The organism is Streptomyces macrolidinus, from assembly GCF_023887685.1.
Classification (GTDB): Bacteria; Actinomycetota; Actinomycetes; order Streptomycetales; family Streptomycetaceae; genus Streptomyces; species Streptomyces macrolidinus.
Window position 1 is genome coordinate 19,683 of the sequence record NZ_JAMWMR010000041.1, and the last position, 24,222, is coordinate 43,904.

Here is a 24,222-nt window from a genome sequence, read left to right on the forward strand (position 1 = left end):
AGGCTCACGGGAGCGACGGTCAGGGGATCGTCCGGGACACCACGTAGACCGTCGGGTGATCAGGGTCGGCCCGGTTCACCACGACGTCCAGGGTGGGCGCCGGGTTCTTCTGGGTGTGGGTCAGGCCGTACCAGGGGCCCTCTCCGGTGAACGACCAGCCGACGATCCCCTGGTCGCGCGGGCTGATGGCGGTGTCGTTCTCCTTCAGCTCGCTCGGGCTCGCGTCGATCTTGCCGAGGAACTTCGCGAGACCGGCCTCGCTGGTGTTGAACTGCGCGTACAGCCTGCTGGTCTTCCAGTTGTTCGTCTCGTAGTACGCGACCTCGGTGGCCTTCGCGGGGATCTCCACCTGGTACAGGCTGCACAGCACGCTGGAGGGGCGGCCCGCGGTGAGGCCGGTCGCCGAGTACCTCGCCTCCTTGACCTTGCCGCTGTCGCGGCTCTGGTTGGCGGAGATCACCAGATAGCCGGCCGGGACGCCGATGAGCAGCATGATGATCAGCAGGGTCAGCGCCCTGCGGCGGACCATGTGCCCGTGGGACTCGGGGGGCGCCTGCCGTCCGGGCTCGTCCGGCGGCGCCGGCTGACGCGGTACGGAGGTGGTGGCCGTCACAGGACTCCCCTGGTGGTGCGGCGGGACTGCGCGTACCGCTCGTAGCGCTCGTACCGCTCCACCCGGCGCCGGTTGGCGCGGCGGAAGCGGCGGGCGACGAGCCGGGCGAGGTCGGCGGCGCCGACCATACCGGCCTCGGGGCCGAGCTGGGCGCGCGTGATGCGGGCCTCGGGGCGGTAGCCGCGGCCGGTCAGATGGCGCCGGAAGGCGTCCCGGGCCGGTCCGATGAGCAGGTCGTCGGCCGCGCTGACACCGCCGCCGATCACGAAGCAGGAGGGGTCCAGGGCGGCGGCGAGGTTGGCGATGCCGACGCCGAGCCACTGGCCGATGTCCTGCAGCAGCTCGACGCACATCGCGTCGCCCTCGCGGGCCAGCTCGGTGATCATCGGGCCGGTGATCTCGGAGATGTTGCCCTTGACGTGCTCGATGATCCCGTACGCCACCGGGGACTCGGCGGCGGCCAGTTCCCTGGCCTCGCGGACCAGGGCGTTGCCCGAGCTGTACTGCTCCCAGCAGCCGCGGTTGCCGCACGGGCAGCGGTGGCCGCCGGGCACGACCTGCATATGGCCGAACTCGCCCGCGACGCCGAACTTGCCGCGCTTGACCTGGCCGTCCTCCAGGATGGCGCCGCCGATGCCCGTACCGAGGGTGATCATGACCAGGTGGTCCTCGTCGCGGCCCGCGCCGAAGCGCCACTCGGCCCAGGCGGCGGCGTTGGCGTCGTTGTCGACCAGGACGGGGACGGCGAGCCGTCCGGCCAGGCGGTCGCGCAGGGGCTCGTTGCGCCAGGACAGGTGGGGGGCGAACAGGACGCGGTTGCGGTCCGCGTCCACCCAGCCGGCCGCGCCGATGCCGACGGCGTGCACATCGTGCCGGTCGGAGAGGTCCAGGACCAGCTCGACGATGGTGTCCTCGACGACCTTGGGGCTCTTGGACTTGTCGGGCGTCTCGGTGCGGAGCTTCTCCAGGATGTTGCCGTCGGCGTCGACGACGCCCGCCATCACCTTCGTGCCGCCGATGTCGATACCGACCGTGGGGACGCGCGGCGCCGACAGATGGGACCGGCGCTCGCGCGTTCCGACGGTCCGCAGGACGGTCGCCCGCGCGGAGCCGCGGTGGGTGAAGTCGCGGTAGGTGCTCATCGGGCCGATTCTGTCACGCCGACGGCAGGTGGCACGGTGGAGCGGTTCCGCTCCCGTCGACGCCCGGGACGCCGGGTCGGCGGGCCGGCCGCGGGTCCACCGCGGCCGGTCGTACGCGTCTCGCGGGCCGCACGACACGCCGATCGCGCACCCTAGGAGGCGCGGTTGTCCAACTCCTCGCGCAGATCGTCGAGTTCGTCGCCGCCCGCCATCTGCCGGGTCAGCTCGTCCAGCGAGATCTCCTCGCGGGTGTGGCGGCCCACCATCGTGCCGCGCTTGAGCAGTGTGAACCGGTCGCCCACCAGGTACGCGTGGTGCGGGTTGTGGGTGATGAAGACAACACCCAGCCCCGCGTCCCGTGCCGCCGCCACATACTTCAGCACGATGCCCGACTGCTTCACGCCCAGGGCCGCCGTCGGCTCGTCGAGGACCAGCACCTTGGCCCCGAAGTACACCGCGCGCGCGATGGCCACGCACTGGCGTTCGCCACCCGACAGGGTGCCGATGGGCTGGTCGACGTCCCGCAGGTCGATGCCCAGGCGCAGCAGTTCGGTGCGCGTGGTGCGGCGCATGAAGTCGACGTCCATGCGCTTGAAGGGGCCGACGCCCTTGCGGGGCTCGGAGCCGAGGAAGAAGTTCCGCCACACCGGCATCAGCGGTACGACGGCCAGGTCCTGGTAGACCGTGGCGATCCCGCGGTCCAGGGCCTCGCGCGGGGAGGCCGGGCGGCACTCCTCGCCCTCGATGCGGAAGGTGCCCGCGTCGTGCTGGTGCAGCCCCGCGATGATCTTGATGAGGGTGGACTTGCCCGCGCCGTTGTCGCCGAGGACGCAGGTGATCTTCCCGGGGCGGACCTCCAGGGAGACCCCTTCGAGGGCGCGGACGTTGCCGTAGTACTTGCTGACGTCCTCCAGCTCGACGAGCGCGGTGCGCTCCTCGGCGGCGGCGCCCTTCGTCGCGTCGCGCGTCGCGTCGCGCGTCGTGTCGTGCGTCGTGTCGTGCGTCATGTCGTGGCCTCCGCACGCTTGCGGACCCAGGTGTTGAGCAGGGTCGCGAGGAGAAGCATCGCTCCGAGGAAGAACTTGAACCAGTCGGGGTTCCACTGGGCGAAGACGATGCCCTTGCTGGTCATGCCGAAGATCAGCGCGCCTACCGCCGAGCCGATCGCGGAGCCGTAGCCGCCGGTGATCAGACAGCCGCCGATGACGGCCGCGATGATGTAGATCAGCTCGTTGCCGACGCCCTCGCCGGACTGCACCACGTCGAAGGAGAACAGCAGGTGCTGGCCGGAGATCCAGGCGCCGAGGGCGACCCCCATGTACAGGCCGATCTTGGTCCGGTACAGCGGGACGCCGACCGCGCGGGCCGCGCTCTCGTTGCCGCCGACCGCGAAGATCCAGTTACCGGCGCGGGTGCGCAGCAGGATCCAGGAGGCGACGGCGACCAGGGCGAGCCACCACAGGATGGTGATCTTGAAGTCGACGCCGCCGAGGGTGATCGTGGAGGCGAACACCGCCTTGGCCGACTCGAAGCCGTCCATGTCGGAGATCGACTTGGTGGAGACCGTGCCACTGATCATCTTGGTGAGACCGAGGTTCAGACCGGTCAGCATCAGGAACGTGCCGAGCGTGACGATGAAGCTGGGCAGCTTCGTACGCGTCAGCACGAATCCGTTGAACGCGCCGATCGCCAGCGTGACCAGCAGGGAGACGCCGACGCCGACCCAGATGTTGGCGGTCATCTGGTAGCTGAACATCGAGGAGATCAGCGCGGACGACGTCACGAGCACGCCCGCGGACAGGTCGAACTCGCCGCCGATCATCAGCAGCGCGACCGGAACGGCCATGATGCCGATCGTCGAGGACGCGTACAGGACCGTGCTGAGGCTCGCGGCCCGCAGGAAGTGGTCGGCGACGATCGCGAAGAACAGGAAGACGGCGACCGCGCCCACCACCGAGCCCAGCTCGGGCCGGCCGAGGAGCTTCTTCAGGGGCGAGGTCTTCAGCAGCCGCTCGTCCGCGCGCGCTCCGTCCGCCGTCGTCTCCGGCCGCTCCGCCGGTGTCGTCGTGGTCATCGCGTGCCCCGATCCGTGTACTTCTCCAGGGTCGCGGCCTGGTCCTTGGTGACGATCTGCGGTCCGGTCAGGACCGGCTTGCCGCCGCCGATGGTGTTGGCGTTGTACTTGTAGAGCCAGAGCTGGTCGACCGCCTCGTAGCCCTGGAGGTAGGGCTGCTGGTCGACGGCGAAGCCGAGCGTGCCGTCCTTCAGCTTGGCGGCCACCTTCGCGTTCAGGTCGAAGGTGTCGATCTCCGCCCGGCTGCCGGCGTCGGCCTTGGCCTTCACCGCGGTGTCGGCGTAGGGGGCGCCGAGGGTGACGACCGCGTCGAAGGACTTGTCCGACTGGAGCTTGGCGCCGATGGCGGACTGCACGTCGGGCATGTTGGTGCCGTTGACGTAGAGGTTCTTCACGGTGCCGCGGAAGGTCTTCTTCACGCCCTCGCAGCGCTGCTCGTGGCCCACGTTGCCCTGCTCGTGCAGCACGCACAGGGCCTTCTTGCGGCCGCGCCGGTTCAGCTCGTCGCCGACGGCCTCGCCCGCGATCGTCTCGTCCTGGCCGATGTGGGTGAGGGCGCCGAACGCCTTGGACTCGGCCGAGCCGGAGTTCACCGTGACCACCGGGATACCGGCCTTCTCCGCGCGGGCGACGGCGGCCTTCATCGCGTCGGGCTTGGCCAGCGTGACGATGATGCCGTCGACCTTCTGGTCCACCGCCGCGTCCACGAGCTGGGCCTGCTGCTGGGCCTCGGCGTTGTGCGTGTAGACGAACTCGATGTTGTCCTTGAGCGCGGCCTGCTCGGCGCCCTTCTGCACGATGTCCCAGAAGGTGTCGCCGTCGCCGGAGTGCGTGATCATCGCGACCGTCCAGCGGGGCGTGTCCACCGCGGCCCGGCCCTGGGCGGTGGCGGCCTTGCGGGCGTCCTCGGCGCGCTTGCCGCCGTGGCTGCTGCACCCTGCGAGGGATACGCCGAGCGCCCCTGCGAGCGCGATGGTTGCCCAGATCCGTATCCGTGCCACGAGGACATACCCTTCCTGCCGAGATGATGGGAACGATCCAGTATCGCTTACCGGCCATCGGCCGAGGGAACAGGGCGTACCGGACAGTAGGTCAGGGACGTACGCGGACAGCAGGTCAGGGGCGGCGCGGGCAGCAGGTCAGGGGCGTATACGGGGGCAGTACGTCAAGCGCGTACGAGGCGGCAGGTCACGGGCGTACGAGCAACTGGAACTCGAAGGAGTAGCGCGAGGCGCGGTAGCTGTGCGTGCCGAACTCCACCGCGCGGCCCGTGTCGTCGAACGTGACGCGCTGCATGGTGAGCAGCGGGGCGCCCGCGGGCTCGCCGAACCGCTCGCCCTCCTCGGGGGTGGCGGCGCGGGCCCCGACGGTCTGCCGGGCGCTGTGCAGGGTGATCCCCGCGGCGCGCATCAGACGGTAGAGGCCGGTCGCCTCCAGCCGCTCGGACTCCAGATCGAGCAGACCGGTCGGCAGGTAGTTGCACAGGTACGCCATCGGCTCGCCGTGCGCGAGGCGGAGCCGCTCGATACGGCGCACCTCGCTGCCCTCGGGCACGCCGAGCGCGGCGGCGACCTCGGCCGACGCGGGGACGACGGTGTTGCCGAGCACGCGGGTCGCGGGGCGCTGCCCGGCCGCCTCCAGATCGTCGTAGAGGCTGCTCAGCTCCAGCGGGCGCCTGACCTGGCTGTGCACGACCTGCGTGCCGACTCCGCGGCGGCGCACCAGGAGTCCCTTGTCGACCAGGGACTGGATGGCCTGGCGGACGGTGGGCCGGGACAGGCCGAGCCGCGCGGCCAGCTCGATCTCGTTGCCCAGCAGGCTGCCCGGCGTCAGCGCGCCGTGCTCGATCGCGGCCTCCAACTGCTGGGCGAGCTGGAAGTACAGCGGCACCGGGCTGCTGCGGTCGACGCTGAGCTGGAGCGACACGGTCGGGTCCCCATCTGGTTTCGGCACGGGGCGAGCGTAGCTCCGGTGGTGGTTGACGGGAAGTCGTGTAGTCCGGTTGTCCGGACAATCCATTGACAGGTCGGGGTGCGGGACCCCAGGTTGTTCTCATGCGCATCGCAGTCATCGGGGCGGGCCGTATCGGGACGTTCCACGCGAGCACGCTCGGCCGCCTCCGCGAGGTCGGCTCGATCGTCGTCACGGACCTCGACACGCCCCGGGCCACCGCGCTCGCGGACCGACTGGGTGCGGCGGTCGCGGCCGACGTGGACGAGGTCTTCGCCCGCGGGGTGGACGCCGTGGTCGTCACGGCGGCGACCGCGGCCCACGCCGAGCTGATCGGCCGGGCGGCACGCGCGGGGCTTCCGGTGTTCTGCGAGAAGCCGATCGCGGTCGACCTGCCGAGCACGCTGGCCGCCCTCGCGGAGGTCGACGCGGCGGGAACGGTCCTTCAGATGGGCTTCCAGCGCCGCTTCGACGCGGGGTACACGGCCGCGCGCGAGGCCGTGCGCTCCGGACGACTCGGCCGACTGCACACGGTGCGCGCGGTGACGTCCGACCCGGCACCGCCACCGGCCGCGTATCTACCGTTGTCCGGCGGGATCTACCGCGACTGCCTCGTGCACGACTTCGACGTCCTGCGCTGGGTGACCGGCCGGGAGGTCGTGGAGGTGTACGCGACCGGGTCCGACGCGGGCGAGGCGATGTACCGGGAGGCGGACGACGTCGAGACGGCCGCGGCCGTACTCACCCTGGACGACGGCACGCTGGCGACGGCGACGGCGACGCGCGTCAACGGAGCGGGGTACGACGTACGGATGGAACTGGCGGGCGAGCGGGACACGCTCGCGGTCGGCCTGGACGCCCGTACGCCGCTCAGGTCCGCCGAGCCGACCGGTCCGGAGCCCGCGGACAAGCCGTGGACCGGCTTCCTTGAGCGGTTCGCGCCCGCGTACGAAGCGGAGATCGCGGCGTTCGTGAAGGTGGTACGGGGCGAGCGCGCGAACCCCTGCGACGGCCATGAGGCCCTGCACGCCCTGCGGATCGCGGAGGCCTGCGAACTGTCCCGCCGCGAGCGCCGCCCCGTTCACGTCGGCGAGATCGGCTGTTCCGGTTGACGGTGACCGACGGCCCCCGGTTTCCTGCTGCGATGCCGAACCTTCGCTTCGTGGAACCCGCCGACGACGCCTCGCTCGAGGACTGGCGGCACGTCCACAACGAGATCATCCCCGCGGACCCGCTCTCTCTCGACGACGTACGCGAGCGCGTGCTGCGCAACCGTCTGGAGGTGGCGTACCTGGGCGATGTCCTCGTGGGCTGCTCGACCGTGCGCCCGCCCGCGGACGGCACGGCCACGGTCATCGCGCGCATCCTGCCCGCCCATCGCGGGCAGGGGTTCGGCGGGCGGCTCTACGAGCGGGGCCTCGAACAGGCCCGTGGGCTGGGTGCCGAGACGATCGAGACGATCGTGCTCGGCACCAACCCCGACGGGCTCGCGTTCGCGCACAAGCGCGGCTTCGTGGAGGTCGAGCGCTATGTGGCGGGCGTGGACGAGATCTGGCACACCTTGCGGCTGAGCTAGGCCTGTCCGACAAGGCCTCTGTTACGACGGGCGCCGGGCGTTCTCCGGGAGTTCGTACGAGCCGTATCGCGGGCGGCCCGCGCGGTCGTAGGAGTGGATGGTGACGCCCGCGGCCGTGGTGCGGGCGGCGGTGTGGTCGAACGCGGTGGGCAGGGTGCTCTCGGCGAACAGGCGGCGCCCGCCCCCGAGGATCAGCGGGCACGTCAGCAGGTGCAGGGTGTCCACGAGGTCGAGCGCGAGCAGGGACTGGACCAGGGTGCCGCTGCCGTGCACCTGGAGTTCACCCTCGGTCCGTTCCTTGAGGTCGGTGACCTCCTTGGCAAGGTCGCCGCGCAGCACCGTGGTGCCCGCCCAGGAGGGTGTGCCGAGGGTCTGCGAAGTGACGTACTTCGGAAGGGAGTTGAGCCGGGAGGCGATCGGGTCGGCCGGGTCGGTCATCTTCGGCCAGTGCGAGACGAAGATCTCGTACGTGCGGCGGCCGAGGAGGAAGGCTCCCGCGCGGTCGAAGACCTCGGCCATGAACCGGCCGAAGTCCTCGTCCCCGTAGGGAACGCTCCAGCCGCCCTGGGTGAAGCCGTCGCTGGTGTCCTCGTTGGGTCCGCCCGGTCCCTGGTGAACGCCGTCGAGGGTGAGGAACGCGGTAACGGTGAGCTTGCCCATGAGCGGGTGCCCTCCTTGCTCGGGTGGTGCTCCGTACTGTTGTCAGCGGTTCAGACCGAGCCGGTGCCCATAACTCATCGGTCGACACTCATCGGTCGACGGTCATCCCATTCCGTCGTCTCTCGTACGGGACCCCCGCTCACCCCGTGTGCGTCGAGAACAGGCCGCCCGTCGGTCCCTGCTTGTCGCCGCCCTGGGCCTTCTTGAGCGCGTTGGCGAGGCTCTCGATGGTCAGCGACTGGAGGATGACGCGGCCGTGGCCCTCCAGCGTGGCCAGGGACAGGCCCTCGCCGCCGAAGGCCATGTTCATGAGCCCCTGGCGGTCGAGGCCGCCGATCCGCTCGACGCCGTACTGGATGCCCTCCTCGAAGGCGACGACGCATCCCGTGTCGACCTGGATACGGCCGCCGAAGTCCGCGGGGTCGAGGTCGATGAAGTTGCCCGCTCCGGCGATGATCACCGTGCCGCGCCCGGTGAACTTCTCCAGGATGAAGCCCTCGCCGCCGCTCATGCCCGTACGGCCGCCCTGGAAGGCGATGCCGAAGTCGACCGTCGACTCGGCGGCCACGAACGCGTCCTTCTCCGCGAACCACGCGCGCGTGCCGTCCAGTTCCAGCGCTCGCATCTCGCCGGGGAGCACACCGGCGAAGCCGACCGTGCCCTCGCCGCCCTGCGCCGTGAAGTACTGGAACGCGAGCGACTCGCCCGCCAGGGCGCGCTGGCCGACCTGCATCGCCGTGCCCATGGCCTGGCGCAGGAAGCCGCCCATGCCGCCGGGCGAGCCGCCGCCCGGGGACTGACCGCCGCCGTTCGACGGGCCGGAGAGGCGGGTCTCCATGGTCACGTTCGTGGTCTTGAAGAGGAACTTGCCCGCCTCGCAGTACACGGTCTGCCCCGGGCTCAGGGTGACGACCGCCATCTGCATGGCGTTGCCGACGATGTCTTGGCGAAGAGTCACACCGGGAGAACGCCGGGGGCCGCGCGAAGAGTTCCGGCCGCTTCGGAATGCGTCCGAACGGGTGGCCGCGGCCTCCTGGCTCGTCTCGGCCACCCGGCTCGTCTCGGCGGCCCGCCTCGTCTCGGCCGCCCGGCCCGCACTCGCCTCAGCCGCCCAGTTCCTGATAGCGGGCCGCCAGGTGTGCCGCGCCGTCCTCGGTCAGGGAGCCGTACAGGCGCAGCCGGGAGATGCCGCCGTCCGGATAGATGTCCACGCGCGCGTGCGTGCCGACGGCCGGGTCGGGCAGGACGAAGCGGTGGTTCGTGTCGGGCTGGAGGCGGGTGCGCGGCAGGACTTCCCGCCACCCGGCGTCCTCCCCTGTCTCCGGGTTCCCTTCGTCCTTGACCGAGACCGAGGCCCAGCCCGCCGCGTTCCCCTTCAGGCAGGCCGTGTCGATCTCGATCGCGCGGATCCGCGACCGGGCCGCCAGCCGGTAGCGGATCCAGTCGTTGCCCCGGTCACGACGGCGGCGTGTCTCCCAGCCCTCGTCCATCGTGCGGGAGCGGCCCGGCCTGATCGTGTTCGTGGCCGGGGAGTAGAAGAGGTCCGAGGCGTCCTCGACCCGGCCGCCGTGCTCCAGCGCGACCACGTCGAAGGTGCCGAGGACCGCCAGCCAGGCCGGGTCCGGGACCACCTCGCCGTACACGCGCAGGCGCGCCACGCCTCCGTCGGGATGCTGGTTCAGCCGCAGGTGCGTGAAGCGCTGTTCGACCGACACCGCGAAGCCGTTCGCCGCGTGGCCCGCGACCGGGGTGCGCGGGACGAGCGTCGTCCACTTCATCTCGTCCGACAGCAACTGCTCCGGGGACGGGGAGCCGGGCGCCGACGCCCCCTCGACGGACACCGCCTGTGGGTGGTTGCCGCGGAAGTGCGCCGTGTCGACCACGATGCCGCGGACGACACCCGGCGTGCCGAGGCGTACCAGCGCCCAGTCGTGGTCCTCGGGGGTCGGCCACGGCTGCTCGGCAAGGACGCCGCGGCGCCGCCGTGTCTCCCAGCCGTCCATGACCTTGCCCTTGTGCCCGAAGTGCCCGGGGTCGAACTCGGCGCGCTCGGGCACGAGGAGGTTCTCGCGCGGGGCGAAGAACTCGTCGCCCGCGGCGATGACCCCGGCGCCGAGCCTTCGGTCGGCGAGGTCGGTGTACCGGGTGAAGGGGAAGTCGGCGGTGCGGTAGTCCGCGTAGGGGTCCCCGCCCGCGTACGGGGCGGCGTCGCCGGTGAAGCGGACGATCCGGGAGGGGTGCTGCTGCGCCGTCACGGTGATCGGGCCTTCCTTCCTGGGACGGGAGGGGAGTCAGCCGGTTCTGCGGAGCAGTCGGCCCTTCGGCTCGGTGAACTCGCCGTCCGCCACGATGCGCTCGCCGCGCAGCCAGGCGGACTTGACCACGCCGTACAGGGTCCTGCCCGCGTACGCCGTGACCTGGTTGCGGTGGTGGAGGGCTGCCGGGTCCACGGTGAAGGTCTCGTCGGGGGCGAGCACCGCGAAGTCGGCGTCGCGGCCCGCCTCGATGGCGCCCTTGCGGTCGAGTCCGGCCAGCCGCGCGGTGCGCGTGGACATCCAGCGCGCCACGTCGTCGAGCCCGTGGCCGCGTCGACGGGCCTCGGTCCAGACGACCGGCAGGCTGAGTTGGAGGCCGGAGATGCCGCCCCACGCGGTCGCGAAGTCGGCGGTCTTCAGGTCGGCCGTCGACGGGGAGTGGTCGGTGACCACGCAGTCGATGGTGCCGTCCGCCAGCGCCTGCCACAGCGGCTCTTGGTTCGCGGCCTCACGGATGGGTGGGCAGCACTTGAACGCGCTGGCCCCGTCCGGGACTTCCTCGGCGCTCAGGGTCAGATAGTGCGGACAGGTCTCGACGGTGATCGGCAGGCCTTCGGCCCTGGCGGCGGCGATCAGCGGCAGTGCGTCGCCGGAGGACAGGTGCAGTACGTGCACGCGCGCGTGGAGCCGTTTCGCCTGCGCGAGGAGGTGCGCGACGGCCGTCGTCTCGGCGGCGCGCGGCCGACCGGCCAGGAAGTCGGCGTACTTCGGGCCGCCTTGGCGCGGTGCGGCGGCGAGCTGGTGCGGATCCTCGGCGTGGACGAGGAGCAGTCCGCCGAATCCGGTGATCTCGGCCAGGGTGCGGGCGAGTTGCTCCTGGTCGAGGTGGGGGAACTCGGTCACGCCCGAGGGCGACAGGAACGCCTTGAAGCCGAAGACGCCCGCGTCGTGCAGCGGTCGCAGGTCGCCCGCGTTGCCGGGCAGCGCGCCGCCCCAGAACCCGACGTCGACATGGATCGCGCGGGCCGCGGCCTCCTGCTTCGTACGGAGGTGGTCGACCGTCGTGGTCGGCGGGAGGGAGTTGAGCGGCATGTCGATGAGGGTGGTGATGCCGCCTGCTGCCGCCGCGCGCGTGGCGGTGCGGAAGCCCTCCCACTCGCTGCGGCCCGGTTCGTTGATATGCACGTGGGTGTCGACCAGGCCGGGCAGCAGGACGTCGTCGCCGAGGTCCTCGATCCGGGCCCCGGGCGATGCGTCCGCGTCGTGGGGCAGGACGGCCGTGATCGTACCCCCGGCGACCGCGACCGAGGCGGCGCGCGTCCCTTCCGGGGTGATGACGCGCGTCGAGCGCAGGACCAGTTCGGACACCCGGACCACCCTTCGCCGTGCTGTCGAGGGAGTCTTCACGCCCGCCTGCACACCGTCAAGAGCCCCGCGCGGTGCTCCGCCCGATAGGCTGCTTCCCTCCCCACCGGACCCGAAAGGACCGCTCCGTGCCGACGTTCAGCGCCAGCGACGCCCCCGCCAAGTCCGCCGCCGGTGGTGTCCAGTCCCTCGAGCGCGCCTTCGATCTGCTGGAGCGGATGGCGGACGCGGGCGGCGAGATCGGCCTCAGCGAGCTGTCGGCCAGCAGCGGGCTGCCGTTGCCGACGATCCACCGGCTGATGCGCACGCTCGTGGCGAGCGGGTACGTACGTCAGCAGCCCAACCGCCGCTATGCGCTCGGGCCCCGGCTGATACGGCTCGGGGAGTCGGCGTCCCGGCTGCTCGGCACCTGGGCCCGTCCCCATCTCGCGCGTCTGGTCGAGGAGACCGGCGAGACCGCCAACATGGCGCTGCTCGACGGCGACGACGTCGTGTATGTGGCGCAGGTGCCGTCCAAGCACTCGATGCGGATGTTCACGGAGGTGGGGCGGCGGGTGCTGCCGCACACCACGGGCGTGGGCAAGGCGCTGCTGGCCGCCACGCCCGACGACGAGGTCCGCGCTCTGCTCGCGCGTACGGGCATGCCCGCCGTCACGGAGAAGACGATCACCACGCCGGAGGCCTTCCTCGCCGCTCTGGCGGACGTACGCCTCCTCGGGTACGCGGTCGACGACAACGAGCAGGAGATAGGGGTCAGGTGCCTCGCGGTGCCCGTGCCCGACTCCCCGACGGCCGCGGCGATCTCCATCTCGGGCCCGGCGGGCCGGGTCACGGAGGCGTCGACGGTGAAGATCGTGCCGGTGCTCCAGGAGGTGGCGGCGGAGCTGTCGCGGGCGCTGGCGAGTCCGGGGCCGACCGCCTGAGGGCTCTTCGCCCCGTCTCCACAGCCACCCCCGTCTCCACAGCCACCCGTCTCCACAGCCACCCGCGCGTTCAACCCGGGGTCGGGTATGCAGGACGCATGACTCGGACAGGGCGCACGACGACGGGACCCACGACGACGGGACGCACAGCGGCAGGGCGCGCAACGGCGGCGCGTACGGCGCGCGGTGAAGAGACCGTCGCCGGGCTGCTCCTCGCGGCGGGCGGGGGGCGTCGGCTCGGTGGCCGTCCCAAGGCGCTGCTCGACCACGGGGGACGACCGCTCGTGGAGCACGCGGTGTCGGCCTTGCGGGCGGCCGGATGCGGCCGGGTGCACGTCGTGCTGGGGGCCGCGGCCGACACCGTACGGGACCGGGCGGACCTGCCCGGCTGCGTCCTCGTGGACAACCCGGACTGGGAGCAGGGCATGGGCTCCTCGCTGCGGGCCGGGCTCGCCTCGCTGGCCGGGACGGGTGCGCGGGCGGCCCTCGTCTCCCTGGTCGACCAGCCCGGCATCGGCCCGCAGGCCATGGCCCGCGTCCTGGCCGCGTACCGCGACGAGACCTCGCTGGTCTCGGCGACCTACGACGGCGTACGGGGGCATCCGGTGCTGCTCGGCCGGGCCCACTGGGCGGGCGTCGCGGAGACGGCCACCGGGGACCGGGGAGCGCGCGCGTATCTGCGGGCCCACGAGGAAGCGCTCGCGCGCGTGGAGTGCGGGGACATCGCCCGGCCGTACGACATCGACACACCGGGCGATCTGGTGCACCTGGAGCAGGCGGGGCAGAGTAGGCGGGACGGCGCCGCCGAGCCCCCGTCGCGTCCTCGTACCGGCTCACCGAAGGAGAAGCGACCGCTCATGTCCGCATCCGCCCTGCCCCCGGCAGCCGTTGTCGACGCCGAGCCCCTGCCCCGCCAGGAGGAGGTCCTCACCGGTGGGGCACTCGCCTTCGTGGCCGAGCTGCACCGGCGGTTCACGCCCCGGCGTGACGCACTCCTCGCCCGCCGCGCGGAGCGCCGAGCCGAGATCGCCCGTACGTCCCGGCTCGACTTCCTTCCGGAGACCGCGGCGATCCGCGCGGACGACTCCTGGACCGTGGCCCCCGCACCGCCGGCCCTGGAGGACCGCCGGGTCGAGATCACCGGCCCCACCGACCGCAAGATGACCGTGAACGCGCTCAACTCCGGTGCCCGGGTGTGGCTCGCGGACTTCGAGGACGCGTCCGCTCCTACGTGGGAGAACGTGGTCCTCGGCCAACTGAACCTGATCGACGCGTACACCCGGGCCATCGACTTCACCGACCCGGACACGGGCAAGTCGTACGCCCTGCGCCCGGACGAGGAGCTGGCGACGGTCGTCATGCGCCCGCGCGGCTGGCATCTGAACGAGCGTCACCTCAAGGTCGACGGGCAGCAAGTGCCCGGCGCACTGGTCGACTTCGGCCTGTACTTCTTCCACAACGCACGCCGTCTGCTCGACCTCGGCAAGGGCCCGTACTTCTACCTCCCGAAGACGGAGTCGCATCTGGAAGCACGCCTGTGGAACGACGTGTTCGTCTTCGCGCAGGACTACGTCGGCATCCCGCAGGGCACGGTCCGCGCCACCGTCCTGATCGAGACGATCACGGCGGCGTACGAGATGGAGGAGATCCTCTACGAACTGCGCGACCACGCCTCGGGGTTGAACGCGGGGCGCTGGGACTATCTGTTCTCCCTCATCAAGAACTTCCGTGACGCGGGGCCGAAGTTCGTCCTCCCGGACCGCAACGCCGTGACGATGACAGCTCCGTTCATGCGGGCATACACCGAACTCCTCGTCCGTACCTGCCACAAGCGCGGCGCGCACGCGATCGGCGGCATGGCGGCGTTCATCCCCTCCCGGCGCGACGAGGAGGTCAACCGGGTCGCCTTCGAGAAGGTCAAGGCGGACAAGGACCGTGAGGCGCGCGACGGTTTCGACGGTTCCTGGGTCGCCCACCCGGATCTGGTCCCGCTCGCCATGGCGTCCTTCGACCAGGTGCTCGGCGACCGGCCGCATCAGAAGGACCGGCTGCGCGAGGACGTCGACGTCAAGGCCGCCGATCTGATCGCCGTCGACTCCCTGCGCGCCCGGCCGACGTACGCGGGTCTGGTCAACGCCGTGCAGGTAGGCATCCGTTACATCGAGGCGTGGCTGCGGGGCCTGGGCGCGGTCGCCATCTTCCATCTGATGGAGGACGCGGCCACCGCGGAGATCTCCCGCTCCCAGATCTGGCAGTGGGTCGACGCGGGCGTCGAGTTCGAGAACGGCGAGAAGGCCACGGCCGAACTGGCGCGCAGGGTCGCCGCCGAGGAACTGGCGAGCATCAGGGCCGAGATCGGCGCGGAGGCCTTCGCCGCGGGCCACTGGCAGCAGGCCCACGATCTGCTGCTGACGGTGGCCCTGGACAAGGACTACGCGGACTTCCTGACGCTGCCCGCGTACGAGCGACTGACCGGCTGACCCACGTACGAGCCCGACTACGGGCAACTGGCCGGTCGAACCACTCCCCCTCCCCGACCGGCGTCCGGCCGCGGTCACCCCAGGTGTACCGACCAGTCCTGTTCCGCGGCGGGTTCGCCGTGCAGGTCGGGGACCTGCTTCAGCCAGGCGGGGCGGCCCTGCCGGGTCTTCGCCGCGCGGAGGGCCTCCTCGGCGGCGAGTTCCTCGCGGGTGGGGAAGTCGGTGGGCAGCCAGGTCTCGGACGCCTTCACCCGGGCCGAGAGATACGCCACGTACGCGTCGCGGACCTCGCCGGGCGTCGTGAAGCCCGGCTCGTCGGTCAGCCACGCGTCCGGTACCTCCTCGGTGATCTCTCGCAGCAGTGCGTCGGTCACGCGCGGCGCCAGTTCGGCCTCGGCGGCCCGGGTGTCCGGGGTGAAGTGGCCGAGGGCGTGATGGCGGAAGTCGTACGCCTTCTCGGGGGCGGAGGCCTCCCAGCGGTGATGGAAGACGAGGGCCGCGCCGTGGTCGATGAGCCACAGGCGTGGGGGCGCGGTGCCGAAGGTGGGCCAGACCATGAGGTTGGAGCTGTGGATCGTGCGGTCGACGTTCACGGTCAGGGCGTCGAGCCAGATGACCTTGCCCGCCTCCACCGGGTCGACCGTACAGGCCCTGGCGACCTCGGGCGTGAAGTCCCGCGCGCCCGGGAGGTAGTCCATGCCGAGGTTGAGACCGGGGCTCGCGTTCAGCAACTCCCGCACTTCCTGGTGCGGTTCGTGCGCGGCGAGCTCCGGGTCGAAGTGGGCGAGGACCAGTTCGGGCACGCGCAGCCCGAGCCTGCGGGCCAGCTCGCCGACGATGATCTCGGCGACCAGCGCCTTGCGGCCCTGCGCCGAGCCGGTGAACTTGACGACGTACGTGCCCAGATCATCGGCCTCGACGATGCCGGGGACGGAGCCGCCGGACCGCAGGGGCGCGACGTAGCGGGTCGCGGTGACCTCCCTCAGCACTCTCCAAGGCTCCTTCCATGTGGCCCGGCCTCGGCGAGCATAGTAACCAGGCCGCCTACGACCCGTCCGGGACGAACCGTACCGCCGCCCGGAAGCGGGCCTTGCGGGCAGCTCGGCGGAACGTCGTGAGCACGGCCGGGCCCGCGAGCACGACGCACACGAAGTCCGTGACGGCGCGCCCGGTGTCCCAGCCCGGTGGCGTGGTCAGGTCATCGCCGTCGGCGACACGATCGCCCTGCGCCGGGGCGCCTGACCACGCACGACGGCAGGCGACCCACCCCACCGGGCAGGTCGCCTACGTCACACCTCAATTCCCCTTCCACTGTGCGTACTTGGCTGTACCGTCAGCTCGGCCACGCACCCTCGCAGGGAGGGTCGTCACGGCAGGGGGAGGACCGTGTCAGAGATATCCCGGCGAACGCTCTTGGGCGCCACCGGCGCAGTCGCCGCATCGGCGCTTGTCACGACCACCGGAACAGCACAGGCCGCCGACAGCGCGGGCGGTACGGACGGAAACACACCGCACATCACCTCGAAGGAGGCCGGGACATCCATGGCCAGTGGCAGCCAGACCCTCAAGTACGAGGCATACATCCGGAGTCCTGACATGGAGGTGCTGAACGACGCGACCTTCGGTGTCGATGCCGACCCCGCCGACATATGGGCGTATCTCGACGAGGCCACAGCACGTCTCCAGAAGAGATACCCGTCGTATTCCTTCACGCCCCGTCTCGTCCGGTACGACCAGGTCACCACGGAGATAGAGCGGCCGTGACGCACCCCGCGCCGACCCGGTCCCCCAGCCGGGCCGGCGCGTCCCGGGGTCGGTGGCGGCGGACCAGGCGTCAGCACGCGGCGAGTTGCTCAACCGTCTTGATCACGCGGCCTGTTCCGTCCTCGGTCGCCATGTGGTGCGCGGCTTGTGCGGCGGCTTGCGTGTAGCTCTGCCGGGTCACGACCTGGTCGAGCGCGTCGGCGAGCCGTTCAACCGTGAGGTCCTGGAAGGGAATCGGGGCGGTGCCCGCGCCGAGAGTGGCCAACCGTCCTGCCCAGAACGGCTGATCGGCGGTCACGGGTACGGTCACCGAGGGCACCCCGGCGCGCACCGCGGCGGCGGACGTTCCGGCCCCGGCGTGGTGCACGACGGCGGCCAGGCGCGGGAAGAGCAGCGCGTGCGGTACGTCCCCGACGGTGAGGACGGTGTCGCCGTCGGCCGCGAGCCCGGCGCTGCCTGTCTGGAGGATGCCGCGCAGCCCTGCCTGCCGTAGCGCCCGTACGGCCAGCTCGCTGAGCCGTTCGCCTTCGCCTGCCGCCATGCTTCCGAAGCCGATGAGGACGGGCCGGGGTCCTTCGCGCAGGAAGTCCTCCAGTTCGTCGGGCAGTCGTTCGGCGGCGTCGAGATGGGGCCACCAGTTGCCCACCACGTCCAGACCGGTGCGCCAGTCCGAGGGGCGCGGCACCAGTGCCGTGCTGAAGCCGTGCAGGACGGGCCAGTCGGCCCGTTCCTGGCGGCGGCGCATCGCGGACGAGGAGAGCGGGGGCAGGTGGAGGCGCTCGCGCAGCGCGACGACCGCCTGTTCGAAGACACGGTCGGCCATGCGCAGCGCGAAGCGTCCGGTGGTCCGGTTGCCGAGGCGGCCCAGCGAGCGGGAGTTGGTGACGATGGGCGGGAAGTCGCCGGTCGGCGCGTTCGGGGTGAGGTACACGCCGAGGCTCGGCAGGCCCGTGGCCTCGGCGAGGTGCCAGCCGAGCGGGGCCGTGGTGGCCGACAGCAGGAGCAGATCGGTCCCCTTGTCCACCACATCGGCGAACCCCTGGCCCAGTTCGGTGACGAACGCGGCGGCGGCGCGCATCAGTTCACGCTTGCTCGTGACGCTGCCGCCCGCGCGTGTGTCGCCGGGCAGCGGGCGGAACTCCAGTCCGGCGTCCCGTACGAGTGACGCGAAGGGGTCCGTGGTGGCGAGGGCGACCTCGTGTCCTGCCCGGCGCAGCCCCGCGCCCAGGCCCGTGTAGGGCGCGACGTCGCCGCGTGATCCGGCCGCGGCGATCAGGATCCTCATCAGTCCTCCTCGGAGGCGGTACGGCCGCCGGTGTGACGGGCCGCGTTGGCATGGACCGCCTTGCACAAGTAGGCGGCCAGGCCGGGACGTTGCTGGGACGGCGGTACGACCAGGGCGAAGGCGCGCGGGTCGGCGGCGAATTCGTCCGCGATGCGTCGGTGCATGTCGGGCGGGCAGGAGGTGAACCAGCGGGAGATGTGCAGGCGGTGCTCTTCGGCGAGGTCCATGGCCCGTTCGCCGTCGTCGGGTTGGCCGTCGTCGTAGGCCGCGAGCAGTTCGGCGCGCCAGGCGGCGGCCTCGCCCATGAGCTGCCGCCAGTCCTCCTTGGTGTGGGCGGCTGCGCGTGCCATCGACTCCTGATGTCCTTGTGAGTCGGCCCACTTGAACTCCGCCTCGGTGGCGTAGCTCAGATCGAGGCTGATCTCACCGAAGACCTCGAAGCGTTCCTGAGGCGTCAGGGACACCCCGGTCTGCGCGACCTCGATGGCGCGTTCCGCCACCTCGGCCAGTTGCTGGAGCCTTGCGATCTCGTCCCCCAACTGCCGTTGCCGGGCCTTGAGATGCTCCAGGGCGTTGGCCTGGGGGTCCTTGAGGATGGCGGCTATCTCTTCCAGGGGGAAGCCGAGTTCGCGGTAGAAGAGGATCTGCTGGAGCCGGGCCAGGTCGGCGTCGCTGTAGAGGCGGTAGCCCGCGTTGCTGCGTTCGCTGGGCGAGAGCAGTCCCGCCTTGTCGTAGTGATGCAGCGTGCGGACCGTCACCCCGGCGAACGCGGAGACCTGCCCTACGGAGTAGCTCATCCACCTGCCCTTTCGTCGACGTCCAGCATCGAGCCTGACGTAAGGGGAGGGTCAACTCATGCCCGATACAGAGTGGATTGGGCAGGTCAGTGGTCGGCCAATGGGTTCGGCAGCGGCAGATAGCGCGCGTCGGCGCCGTCCGCGCCGGTCCAGCGCAGCAGGAGGTTGGTCTTGCCGGGGAGGGTGGGCGAGGTGAGCAGGGCGGGGATCTCGGGGACGGTGTGGCGGGCGAGTTCCGTGCGGGCGGCGGGCCAGGGGTCCCAGCCGGGGTGGTGATGCGAGAGCCGGGCGGCCATTTCGGTGAGGTTGTTGACGATCAGGCAGTAGACGAGCCGTTCCCAGCCAGCCTCCCGGTCCACGTCGGTCAGGAGCTTCACGCCTTCCGCGTCCCGGAACAGGGCCTGGACGGGCAGTCCGGTGGCGTCCACCGCGACGAGGGTGTTCTGCAGATGGGCTTCCAGGACGACGCCGTGGCGGTGGAACGCTTCCAGGGCCGGGCGGACGACCTGGCGCAGATAGGCCGTCCACCACGGGGCCGGGTCGGTGAGCGTGTCGAGCGGGCTGCCCTCGAAGCCTTCGGCGAGGGCGGCGGCCAGCAGCGGGGTGGTGCCGGGCAGCAGATGCGGGCGCAGGCCGTCGCGGACGAGGACGGCCAGTTCCTCGAAGGCGCGGTCGGCCGTGCGGTAGCCGCGGTCGCTCAGCCAGGCCGCCGGACTCTCGATCACCGCGAACGCGGACACCGCGGCGGCGTCGACGCGACGCAACCGGCGCAGGTCGTGGCGCCACAGTCGACGGATGTCGTTGGTGATCCGCACGTCCAGGCTGAACTTGAGGAAGAGGTCGCGGTCGGGGGCGTACACGGTACGGATGGCGGCGGTCGGCCATACGGGGCGCGGGGTGGTGCCGAGCCGGATCAGCCGCCCGTCCTCGAACGCCTCACGGATCTCGGGGCGGGCCGCGACCAGGTCGAGCTGCCAAGGATGCGCGGGCAGCAGCCGGTAGCCGTGCGGGGCCGTGCCGAGCGCGTCGAGCGCCGTGGTGTCGCCCTCCTCGACGACCGTGTCCTCCCGCACGCCCAGCAGGACGAGCGGGAAACGGGCGTACGCCTCCGGCGCGTAGGGCAGCCAGCTCGCGACGGGTCCGCCCCCACGCGCCTTGGGCGCGGGGTGGTGGGGGTGCCCGGTGACCAGGGACTGCTCGGAGCGTGTGTACGGGTCCTTCGGCGCCGTCGCGCGGTCGCGGGCGGCCAGGATCGCGGCCACCGCGTCCCGGCTGTCGATCATCTCGCCGGGCAGTTCGGGGTGGGAGACGCCGGTGGCCTCGCGCAACTCCTCGACCGTGAGTTTGACGAGTTCCGGGTGGGTGAGGGGCCGCCAGGCGCCGTCGGCGTGCAGCTCGGGGTCACCGGGGCGGCGTCCGCCGCGTACCCGCAGCAGCCGTCCGCTGGCCCGCAGGCGGTGGACGCCCGCCTCGCCCGCGGGTTCCGCGACCTCCCGGAGCAGACAGTTGAGCAGCGGCGCCATCGCGTGGGTGTCGGCACGGTCGGGGGTGTTGTCCCTGGGCTGCATGGGCTGCATGAGGTCCCTGTGATCCGTTCGTCCGTATGGTGCACTGGCGTTGAGTATGTCTGTCATGGTCCGTCCCCACGATGCGGTACGCGAGCCCCGAGGAGCCCGACTGTGCATGCCCCCTCTGTCCGCGCCGAGGCCGAGCTGGCCGACGAGCTGCACGCGGTGCGGCCCGATCTGTCGGCGTCGTACGCGGCCGGGCTGCCCGGTGCCCGGAGCGCTGTGCTCACTCGGCTGTGGCGGGCGCTGGCCCATGAGCCGCTGCCGTGGATCGCGCGCCGGGAGGCGGTGCGCGACGGGCTCGTCCTGCATCTGGTCGACGGGCGCCGCCTGGACGGCCCACCCGTGGACCCGTACGCGACCGCCGCGTACGTCGGTGAGGTACGGCTGGACGGGCGCGCGTACGACCGTCCGGCCGCGCTGGTCCGGGCCCTCGGGGTGCCGCACGGCGCGGCGTTCGCCGTCGAACTCGGCCACAGCACCGCTTCGTTGGCGCTCTCGCGTGCCGCTCAGCCCTCGGCCGCGCCCGAGCCGGTGTCGAGCCAGGAGTGGGAGCAGCGCCTGGTCGACGGGCATCCGTATCACCCCAGCTGCCGTTCCCGGCCGGGCTTCTCGGTGGCCGAGCAGCTCGCGTACGGGCCCGAGCACCGGGCACAGGTGCGCCTCGGTCTGGTTCCCGTGGACGACGCTCTCGTACGGGGCACCTGGCCCGCGTGGCTGCGGCAGGACGGACGGGTGATGGTCCCGGTCCATCCCTGGCAGTCGGAGCATGTGCTCGAAGTGGCGGCCGAGGAAGGCCCGTTGGCCCATCCGCTGATGTCCCTGCGCACGCTGGCGCTGCCCGCGTGCGGCCCGCATGTGAAGACCGCGCTCAGCGCGCGGTTGACGTCCTCGGTGCGGGACATCTCGGTCTCCTCGGTCGAGATGGCGGCGGCGGTGTCCGGCTTCATGGAGTCGATGGCCGCAGGCACGGACGGTCTGCTGGTCGTCACCCGCACCCTGGGGGCGGTCAGCGCGCACTCCCCCGATCTCGCCGCGCTGGTAAGGGAGTCACCCGAGACGTACGTGAACGCGGCGGCCGGTGAACGGGTCGTCCCGGTGGCCGCCCTGCCGCTCACGGGCCTGCCCGCGTCCCCTTCCTGGCTGGCCCGGTTCACACGCCTGGCCCTCGACGTCGGTCTGCGGTTGCTGGAGCGGGGTGTGGCCTTGGAAGCGCATGGCCAGAACCTCCTGGTGGTGCTCTCGTCCGCGGGCGATCCGCTGCGGTTGGTCTACCGCGATCTCGCCGACATCCGGGTGAGCCCGGCCCGGCTGGCCTGTCATGGCGTCAAGGCACCGGAGTTGTCGGGGCGGATCGTCACGGACGACGTAACCGCCTTGCGGCGCAAGCTGTTCGGGTCGCTGGTGGCGGGCGCGCTGGCGTCGACGGCGGGGTCGGGGGCCGCGTTGCGGGCGGCGCTGCGCGACGCCGTCCGGGATCTGCCGTCGACGCCCGATCTGTCCGCTCTGTGTGAAGGTCCGTTGCCCACCAAGGCGTTGACGCTGATGCGGCTGTCGCCGGGGCGGACCGGGGATCTGTGGACGAGCCTGCCGAACCCGCTGGCCGTCTCGTCGTTTTGAAGCGCACCCCCTCGGGTCAATAGGATCCGTTGATGATCACAAGAAAACGGCTGGCGGTCGGAGTCTGTGCTCTGGTCGCCGCCCTGGCGGCCGGGATAGCCGTCCCGGCCGGCGCCGTCGCCGACGAGACGACGGCCCAGGACGCGCCCAAGGTCGATCTCGTTCTCGATGTCAGCGGTTCGATGCGCACCCGGGACATCGACGGTGGCTCGCGCATGGACGCGGCGAAGCAGGCCTTCAACGAGGTGGTGGACTCCACTCCCGAAGAGGTGCGGCTCGGCATCCGGACGCTGGGCGCCAACTACCCGGGAGATGACCGCAGAACGGGCTGCAAGGACACCGCTCAGCTCTACCCGGTCGGGCCGCTGAACCGGGACCAGGCCAAGACGGCCGTGGGGACCCTTCAGCCCACCGGCTGGACGCCGATCGGCCCCGCCCTGCTGAAGGCGGCGGACGATCTCGACGGCGGCAACGGTGTGCGCCGTATCGTCCTCATCAGCGACGGCGAGGACACCTGCGGCCCGCTGGACCCGTGCGAGGTGGCCCGCGAGATCGCGGCCAAGGGCATCGGGCTGACCATCGACACGCTGGGACTCGTCCCGAACGCCAAGTTGAACCGGCAGTTGAGCTGCATCGCCGAGGCGACCGGTGGCACGTACACCTCGGTGCGCCACAAGGACGAACTCTCCGGCAAGGTCAACCAGTTGGTGGACCGGACGACGGAGAAGGTCGTGACGCCGGTCGCCGTGGACGGCACCGACCGGTGCGAGGCCGCCCCCATGCTGAAGTCCGGTCTGTACACGGACCGTGAGGAGTTCGGCCAGCACCGCTTCTACCGCGTGGATGTGAAGCCCGGTCAGGAGCTGCGCGCGTCGGTGAGTGTCGTCGACGACCGTCAGGTCGGCCCCGACTACGGCGTCTCGCTGCGGGCGTTCACCGTGCACGGACGCGAGATCGTCCGCGGTGAGGCCACGGGCTCGGGCCGCACGGACGCGTTGTCGACGGGCCTGCGCTACCCGAAGGCCGAGAGCGACGAAGAGGACGCGCCCGCCGAGACGGTGTGCCTTCAGGTCGCCAACTCCTTCTCCCCCGCGGCCGGTGTGAAGACCACGCCCGGGTTGCCGCTGGAGCTGACGGTCGACGTCGTCGACGGTCCCGACCAGGCGAGCGACGTGGCCTCCTTCGGCCTCGGACGCGGCTGGTGGCTGCTCGGCACGCTCGTACTGATCGGCTTCCTCGCGGGTCTGCTGTGGGGCTGGCTGTCGCGCTGGCGGTTCGCGGTCTGGAGGACCAACTGATGCGTATCAGAACAGTGTTGACGACCGCGCTTCTGCTGCTGGGGGCCGCCGCGTCCCCGGCCGTCGCCGACGCCTCGCCCTCCGCGAGCCCGTCCGACGACAGCGCGGCGCCCACCTCGGCGGGTACGTCGTTCCGTAACGCGACGGAGATCGAGCAGGGGCAGCAGGCCACGGCGAACGCCTCGACGGGCGACTACCTGTACTGGTCGTTCCCCGCGGACGCCGGGCAGCGGCCCACCGTGAAGGCCACGGTGAAGCTGCCCTCCTCGGCCCGCAGCGGGACGCAGACCTGGCAGCTCGACGTGTACGACGGGCTGCGGCGCCGCCAGGCGTGCCAGTACGGGATGCAGACCCGGACGGCCGCCCAGGACGCGACCTCCGTGGACCTGGCCTGCACGCTGCGCACGGTCCGCGCCTGGTCGGAGCCGTGGGCCAACGACCCGCTGCCGGGGACGTACTACATCCGGCTGACCGTGGTGTCCCTGGGCACGGGCGACCTCGGCAAGCCGGTGAACGCCGAAGTCCGCGTGGACTCCAAGGAGATCGGCGGCGCGGCGGCGGTGGACGGTTCGCTGTCCCAGCCGCTGGTGCCCGGCATCGCGCTCACCACGCAGGAGTCCTCGGACGAGGACAAGCCCACGCTGTCCTCGCTGAAGCCCGACGACGGCTGGACCTCCGGCTGGTGGTCGGACCGCTGGGTGTGGACCGGGATCGGCGCCGTGCTCGCGGCGCTCGCCGGGATCGGCGGCTATGCGCTGACGCGCGGCTCGGGCCGACCGTCGCGGGTGCCGCCGGGGGTCTGAGACCCGGAACGAGACCGGGTGGAGGCCCGCCCCCCCCCCTGGGGGGGGC

The 24,222-nt window shown here is 71.6% G+C and carries 22 protein-coding genes and 2 pseudogenes; 9 read left to right on the forward strand and 15 right to left on the reverse strand.

Translation table 11 applies throughout. The annotated features are described in order from the left end of the window. Positions 1 to 19: 19 nt before the first annotated feature. From NGF19_RS28420 to NGF19_RS28445, 6 genes are all read right to left on the reverse strand, one after another. Positions 20 to 613, reverse strand: a complete 594-nt coding sequence (locus tag NGF19_RS28420; RefSeq protein ID WP_252428485.1) for a sugar kinase — start codon at positions 611 to 613, stop codon at positions 20 to 22. Then, positions 610 to 1,755, reverse strand: coding sequence for an ROK family glucokinase (locus tag NGF19_RS28425; RefSeq protein WP_252428487.1), 1,146 nt, complete (start codon positions 1,753 to 1,755; stop codon positions 610 to 612). Before NGF19_RS28425 ends, NGF19_RS28420 begins: the two co-directional genes overlap by 4 nt. Positions 1,756 to 1,907: 152 nt before the next feature. Further along, a complete protein-coding gene (locus NGF19_RS28430; RefSeq protein ID WP_252428489.1) occupies positions 1,908 to 2,762 on the reverse strand; it encodes an ATP-binding cassette domain-containing protein in 855 nt (284 codons plus the stop codon). Continuing rightward, positions 2,759 to 3,829, reverse strand: coding sequence for an ABC transporter permease (locus NGF19_RS28435; RefSeq protein ID WP_252428491.1), 1,071 nt, complete (start codon positions 3,827 to 3,829; stop codon positions 2,759 to 2,761). The genes NGF19_RS28430 and NGF19_RS28435 overlap by 4 nt, the downstream gene beginning before the upstream one ends. Then, positions 3,826 to 4,830: a sugar ABC transporter substrate-binding protein gene (locus tag NGF19_RS28440; RefSeq protein WP_252428493.1), complete on the reverse strand. Its 1,005-nt coding sequence runs from the start codon at positions 4,828 to 4,830 to the stop codon at positions 3,826 to 3,828. Before NGF19_RS28440 ends, NGF19_RS28435 begins: the two co-directional genes overlap by 4 nt. 187 nt (positions 4,831 to 5,017) lie before the next feature. Then, positions 5,018 to 5,755: a GntR family transcriptional regulator gene (locus tag NGF19_RS28445; RefSeq protein WP_252428513.1), complete on the reverse strand. Its 738-nt coding sequence runs from the start codon at positions 5,753 to 5,755 to the stop codon at positions 5,018 to 5,020. 128 nt (positions 5,756 to 5,883) lie between these two features. On the opposite strand from NGF19_RS28445, the gene NGF19_RS28450 reads away from it, so the two are divergent. Next, the gene (locus NGF19_RS28450) at positions 5,884 to 6,891 is read left to right on the forward strand and encodes a Gfo/Idh/MocA family protein (protein WP_252428495.1); all 1,008 of its coding nucleotides are present in this window, start codon (positions 5,884 to 5,886) and stop codon (positions 6,889 to 6,891) included. Positions 6,892 to 6,923: 32 nt separating this feature from the next. Further along, positions 6,924 to 7,355, forward strand: coding sequence for a GNAT family N-acetyltransferase (locus tag NGF19_RS28455; protein WP_252428497.1), 432 nt, complete (start codon positions 6,924 to 6,926; stop codon positions 7,353 to 7,355). A 21-nt stretch (positions 7,356 to 7,376) separates the two neighbouring features. Here NGF19_RS28455 and NGF19_RS28460 read toward each other — a convergent pair whose 3' ends face one another. The 4 genes from NGF19_RS28460 to allB form a co-directional block, all read right to left on the reverse strand. Next, entirely contained in the window at positions 7,377 to 8,015 is a 639-nt protein-coding gene (locus tag NGF19_RS28460) for a dihydrofolate reductase family protein (RefSeq protein WP_252428499.1), read from the reverse strand. Positions 8,016 to 8,154: 139 nt separating this feature from the next. Beyond that, entirely contained in the window at positions 8,155 to 8,973 is an 819-nt protein-coding gene (locus NGF19_RS28465) for an AIM24 family protein (RefSeq protein ID WP_252428501.1), read from the reverse strand. Positions 8,974 to 9,118: 145 nt separating this feature from the next. Further along, positions 9,119 to 10,270, reverse strand: a complete 1,152-nt coding sequence (gene alc / locus NGF19_RS28470) for an allantoicase (protein ID WP_252428502.1) — start codon at positions 10,268 to 10,270, stop codon at positions 9,119 to 9,121. Between the two features lie 36 nt (positions 10,271 to 10,306). After that, positions 10,307 to 11,638: an allantoinase AllB gene (gene allB / locus NGF19_RS28475; protein WP_372505978.1), complete on the reverse strand. Its 1,332-nt coding sequence runs from the start codon at positions 11,636 to 11,638 to the stop codon at positions 10,307 to 10,309. 125 nt (positions 11,639 to 11,763) lie between these two features. Between allB and NGF19_RS28480 the strand changes: the two genes are divergently transcribed. The 3 genes and pseudogenes from NGF19_RS28480 (at position 11,764) to aceB (ending at position 15,038) form a co-directional block, all read left to right on the forward strand. Then, complete coding sequence (locus NGF19_RS28480) at positions 11,764 to 12,558, forward strand: IclR family transcriptional regulator (protein WP_252428503.1); 795 nt, start codon at positions 11,764 to 11,766, stop codon at positions 12,556 to 12,558. Between the two features lie 98 nt (positions 12,559 to 12,656). Beyond that, a pseudogene (locus NGF19_RS28485) lies at positions 12,657 to 13,241 on the forward strand (nucleotidyltransferase family protein); the annotation flags it as partial. 174 nt (positions 13,242 to 13,415) lie between these two features. Next, a complete protein-coding gene (gene aceB / locus NGF19_RS28490; protein WP_252428515.1) occupies positions 13,416 to 15,038 on the forward strand; it encodes a malate synthase A in 1,623 nt (540 codons plus the stop codon). Positions 15,039 to 15,112: 74 nt separating this feature from the next. On the opposite strand, the gene NGF19_RS28495 is transcribed toward aceB, so the two are convergent. Together NGF19_RS28495 and NGF19_RS28500 are read right to left on the reverse strand one after the other, a co-directional pair. Further along, a complete protein-coding gene (locus NGF19_RS28495; RefSeq protein ID WP_252428504.1) occupies positions 15,113 to 16,027 on the reverse strand; it encodes a HipA family kinase in 915 nt (304 codons plus the stop codon). Between the two features lie 55 nt (positions 16,028 to 16,082). Continuing rightward, positions 16,083 to 16,238 (reverse strand): annotated as a pseudogene (locus NGF19_RS28500) (ECF transporter S component); the annotation flags it as partial. Between the two features lie 342 nt (positions 16,239 to 16,580). Here NGF19_RS28500 and NGF19_RS28505 point away from each other — a divergent pair. Continuing rightward, positions 16,581 to 16,802, forward strand: coding sequence for a hypothetical protein (locus tag NGF19_RS28505; RefSeq protein ID WP_252428505.1), 222 nt, complete (start codon positions 16,581 to 16,583; stop codon positions 16,800 to 16,802). A gap of 70 nt (positions 16,803 to 16,872) precedes the next feature. Here the strand turns inward: NGF19_RS28505 and NGF19_RS28510 are convergent, their stop codons facing one another. From NGF19_RS28510 to NGF19_RS28520, 3 genes are all read right to left on the reverse strand, one after another. Continuing rightward, positions 16,873 to 18,087, reverse strand: coding sequence for a glycosyltransferase (locus tag NGF19_RS28510; RefSeq protein ID WP_252428506.1), 1,215 nt, complete (start codon positions 18,085 to 18,087; stop codon positions 16,873 to 16,875). Next, positions 18,087 to 18,884 (reverse strand): MerR family transcriptional regulator, encoded by a 798-nt coding sequence (locus NGF19_RS28515; protein WP_252428507.1) that lies wholly within the window; start codon positions 18,882 to 18,884, stop codon positions 18,087 to 18,089. Before NGF19_RS28515 ends, NGF19_RS28510 begins: the two co-directional genes overlap by 1 nt. Positions 18,885 to 18,970: 86 nt before the next feature. After that, positions 18,971 to 20,452, reverse strand: coding sequence for an IucA/IucC family protein (locus NGF19_RS28520; RefSeq protein ID WP_252428508.1), 1,482 nt, complete (start codon positions 20,450 to 20,452; stop codon positions 18,971 to 18,973). A gap of 111 nt (positions 20,453 to 20,563) precedes the next feature. On the opposite strand from NGF19_RS28520, the gene NGF19_RS28525 reads away from it, so the two are divergent. The 3 genes from NGF19_RS28525 to NGF19_RS28535 are packed head-to-tail and all read left to right on the forward strand — an operon-like array spanning position 20,564 to position 24,173. After that, entirely contained in the window at positions 20,564 to 22,072 is a 1,509-nt protein-coding gene (locus tag NGF19_RS28525) for an IucA/IucC family protein (protein ID WP_252428509.1), read from the forward strand. Positions 22,073 to 22,104: 32 nt separating this feature from the next. Then, positions 22,105 to 23,370, forward strand: a complete 1,266-nt coding sequence (locus tag NGF19_RS28530; RefSeq protein WP_252428510.1) for a VWA domain-containing protein — start codon at positions 22,105 to 22,107, stop codon at positions 23,368 to 23,370. Further along, on the forward strand, positions 23,370 to 24,173 hold the full coding sequence (locus NGF19_RS28535) for a hypothetical protein (protein WP_252428511.1): 804 nt from the start codon (positions 23,370 to 23,372) through the stop codon (positions 24,171 to 24,173). Before NGF19_RS28530 ends, NGF19_RS28535 begins: the two co-directional genes overlap by 1 nt. Positions 24,174 to 24,222: the final 49 nt, after the last annotated feature.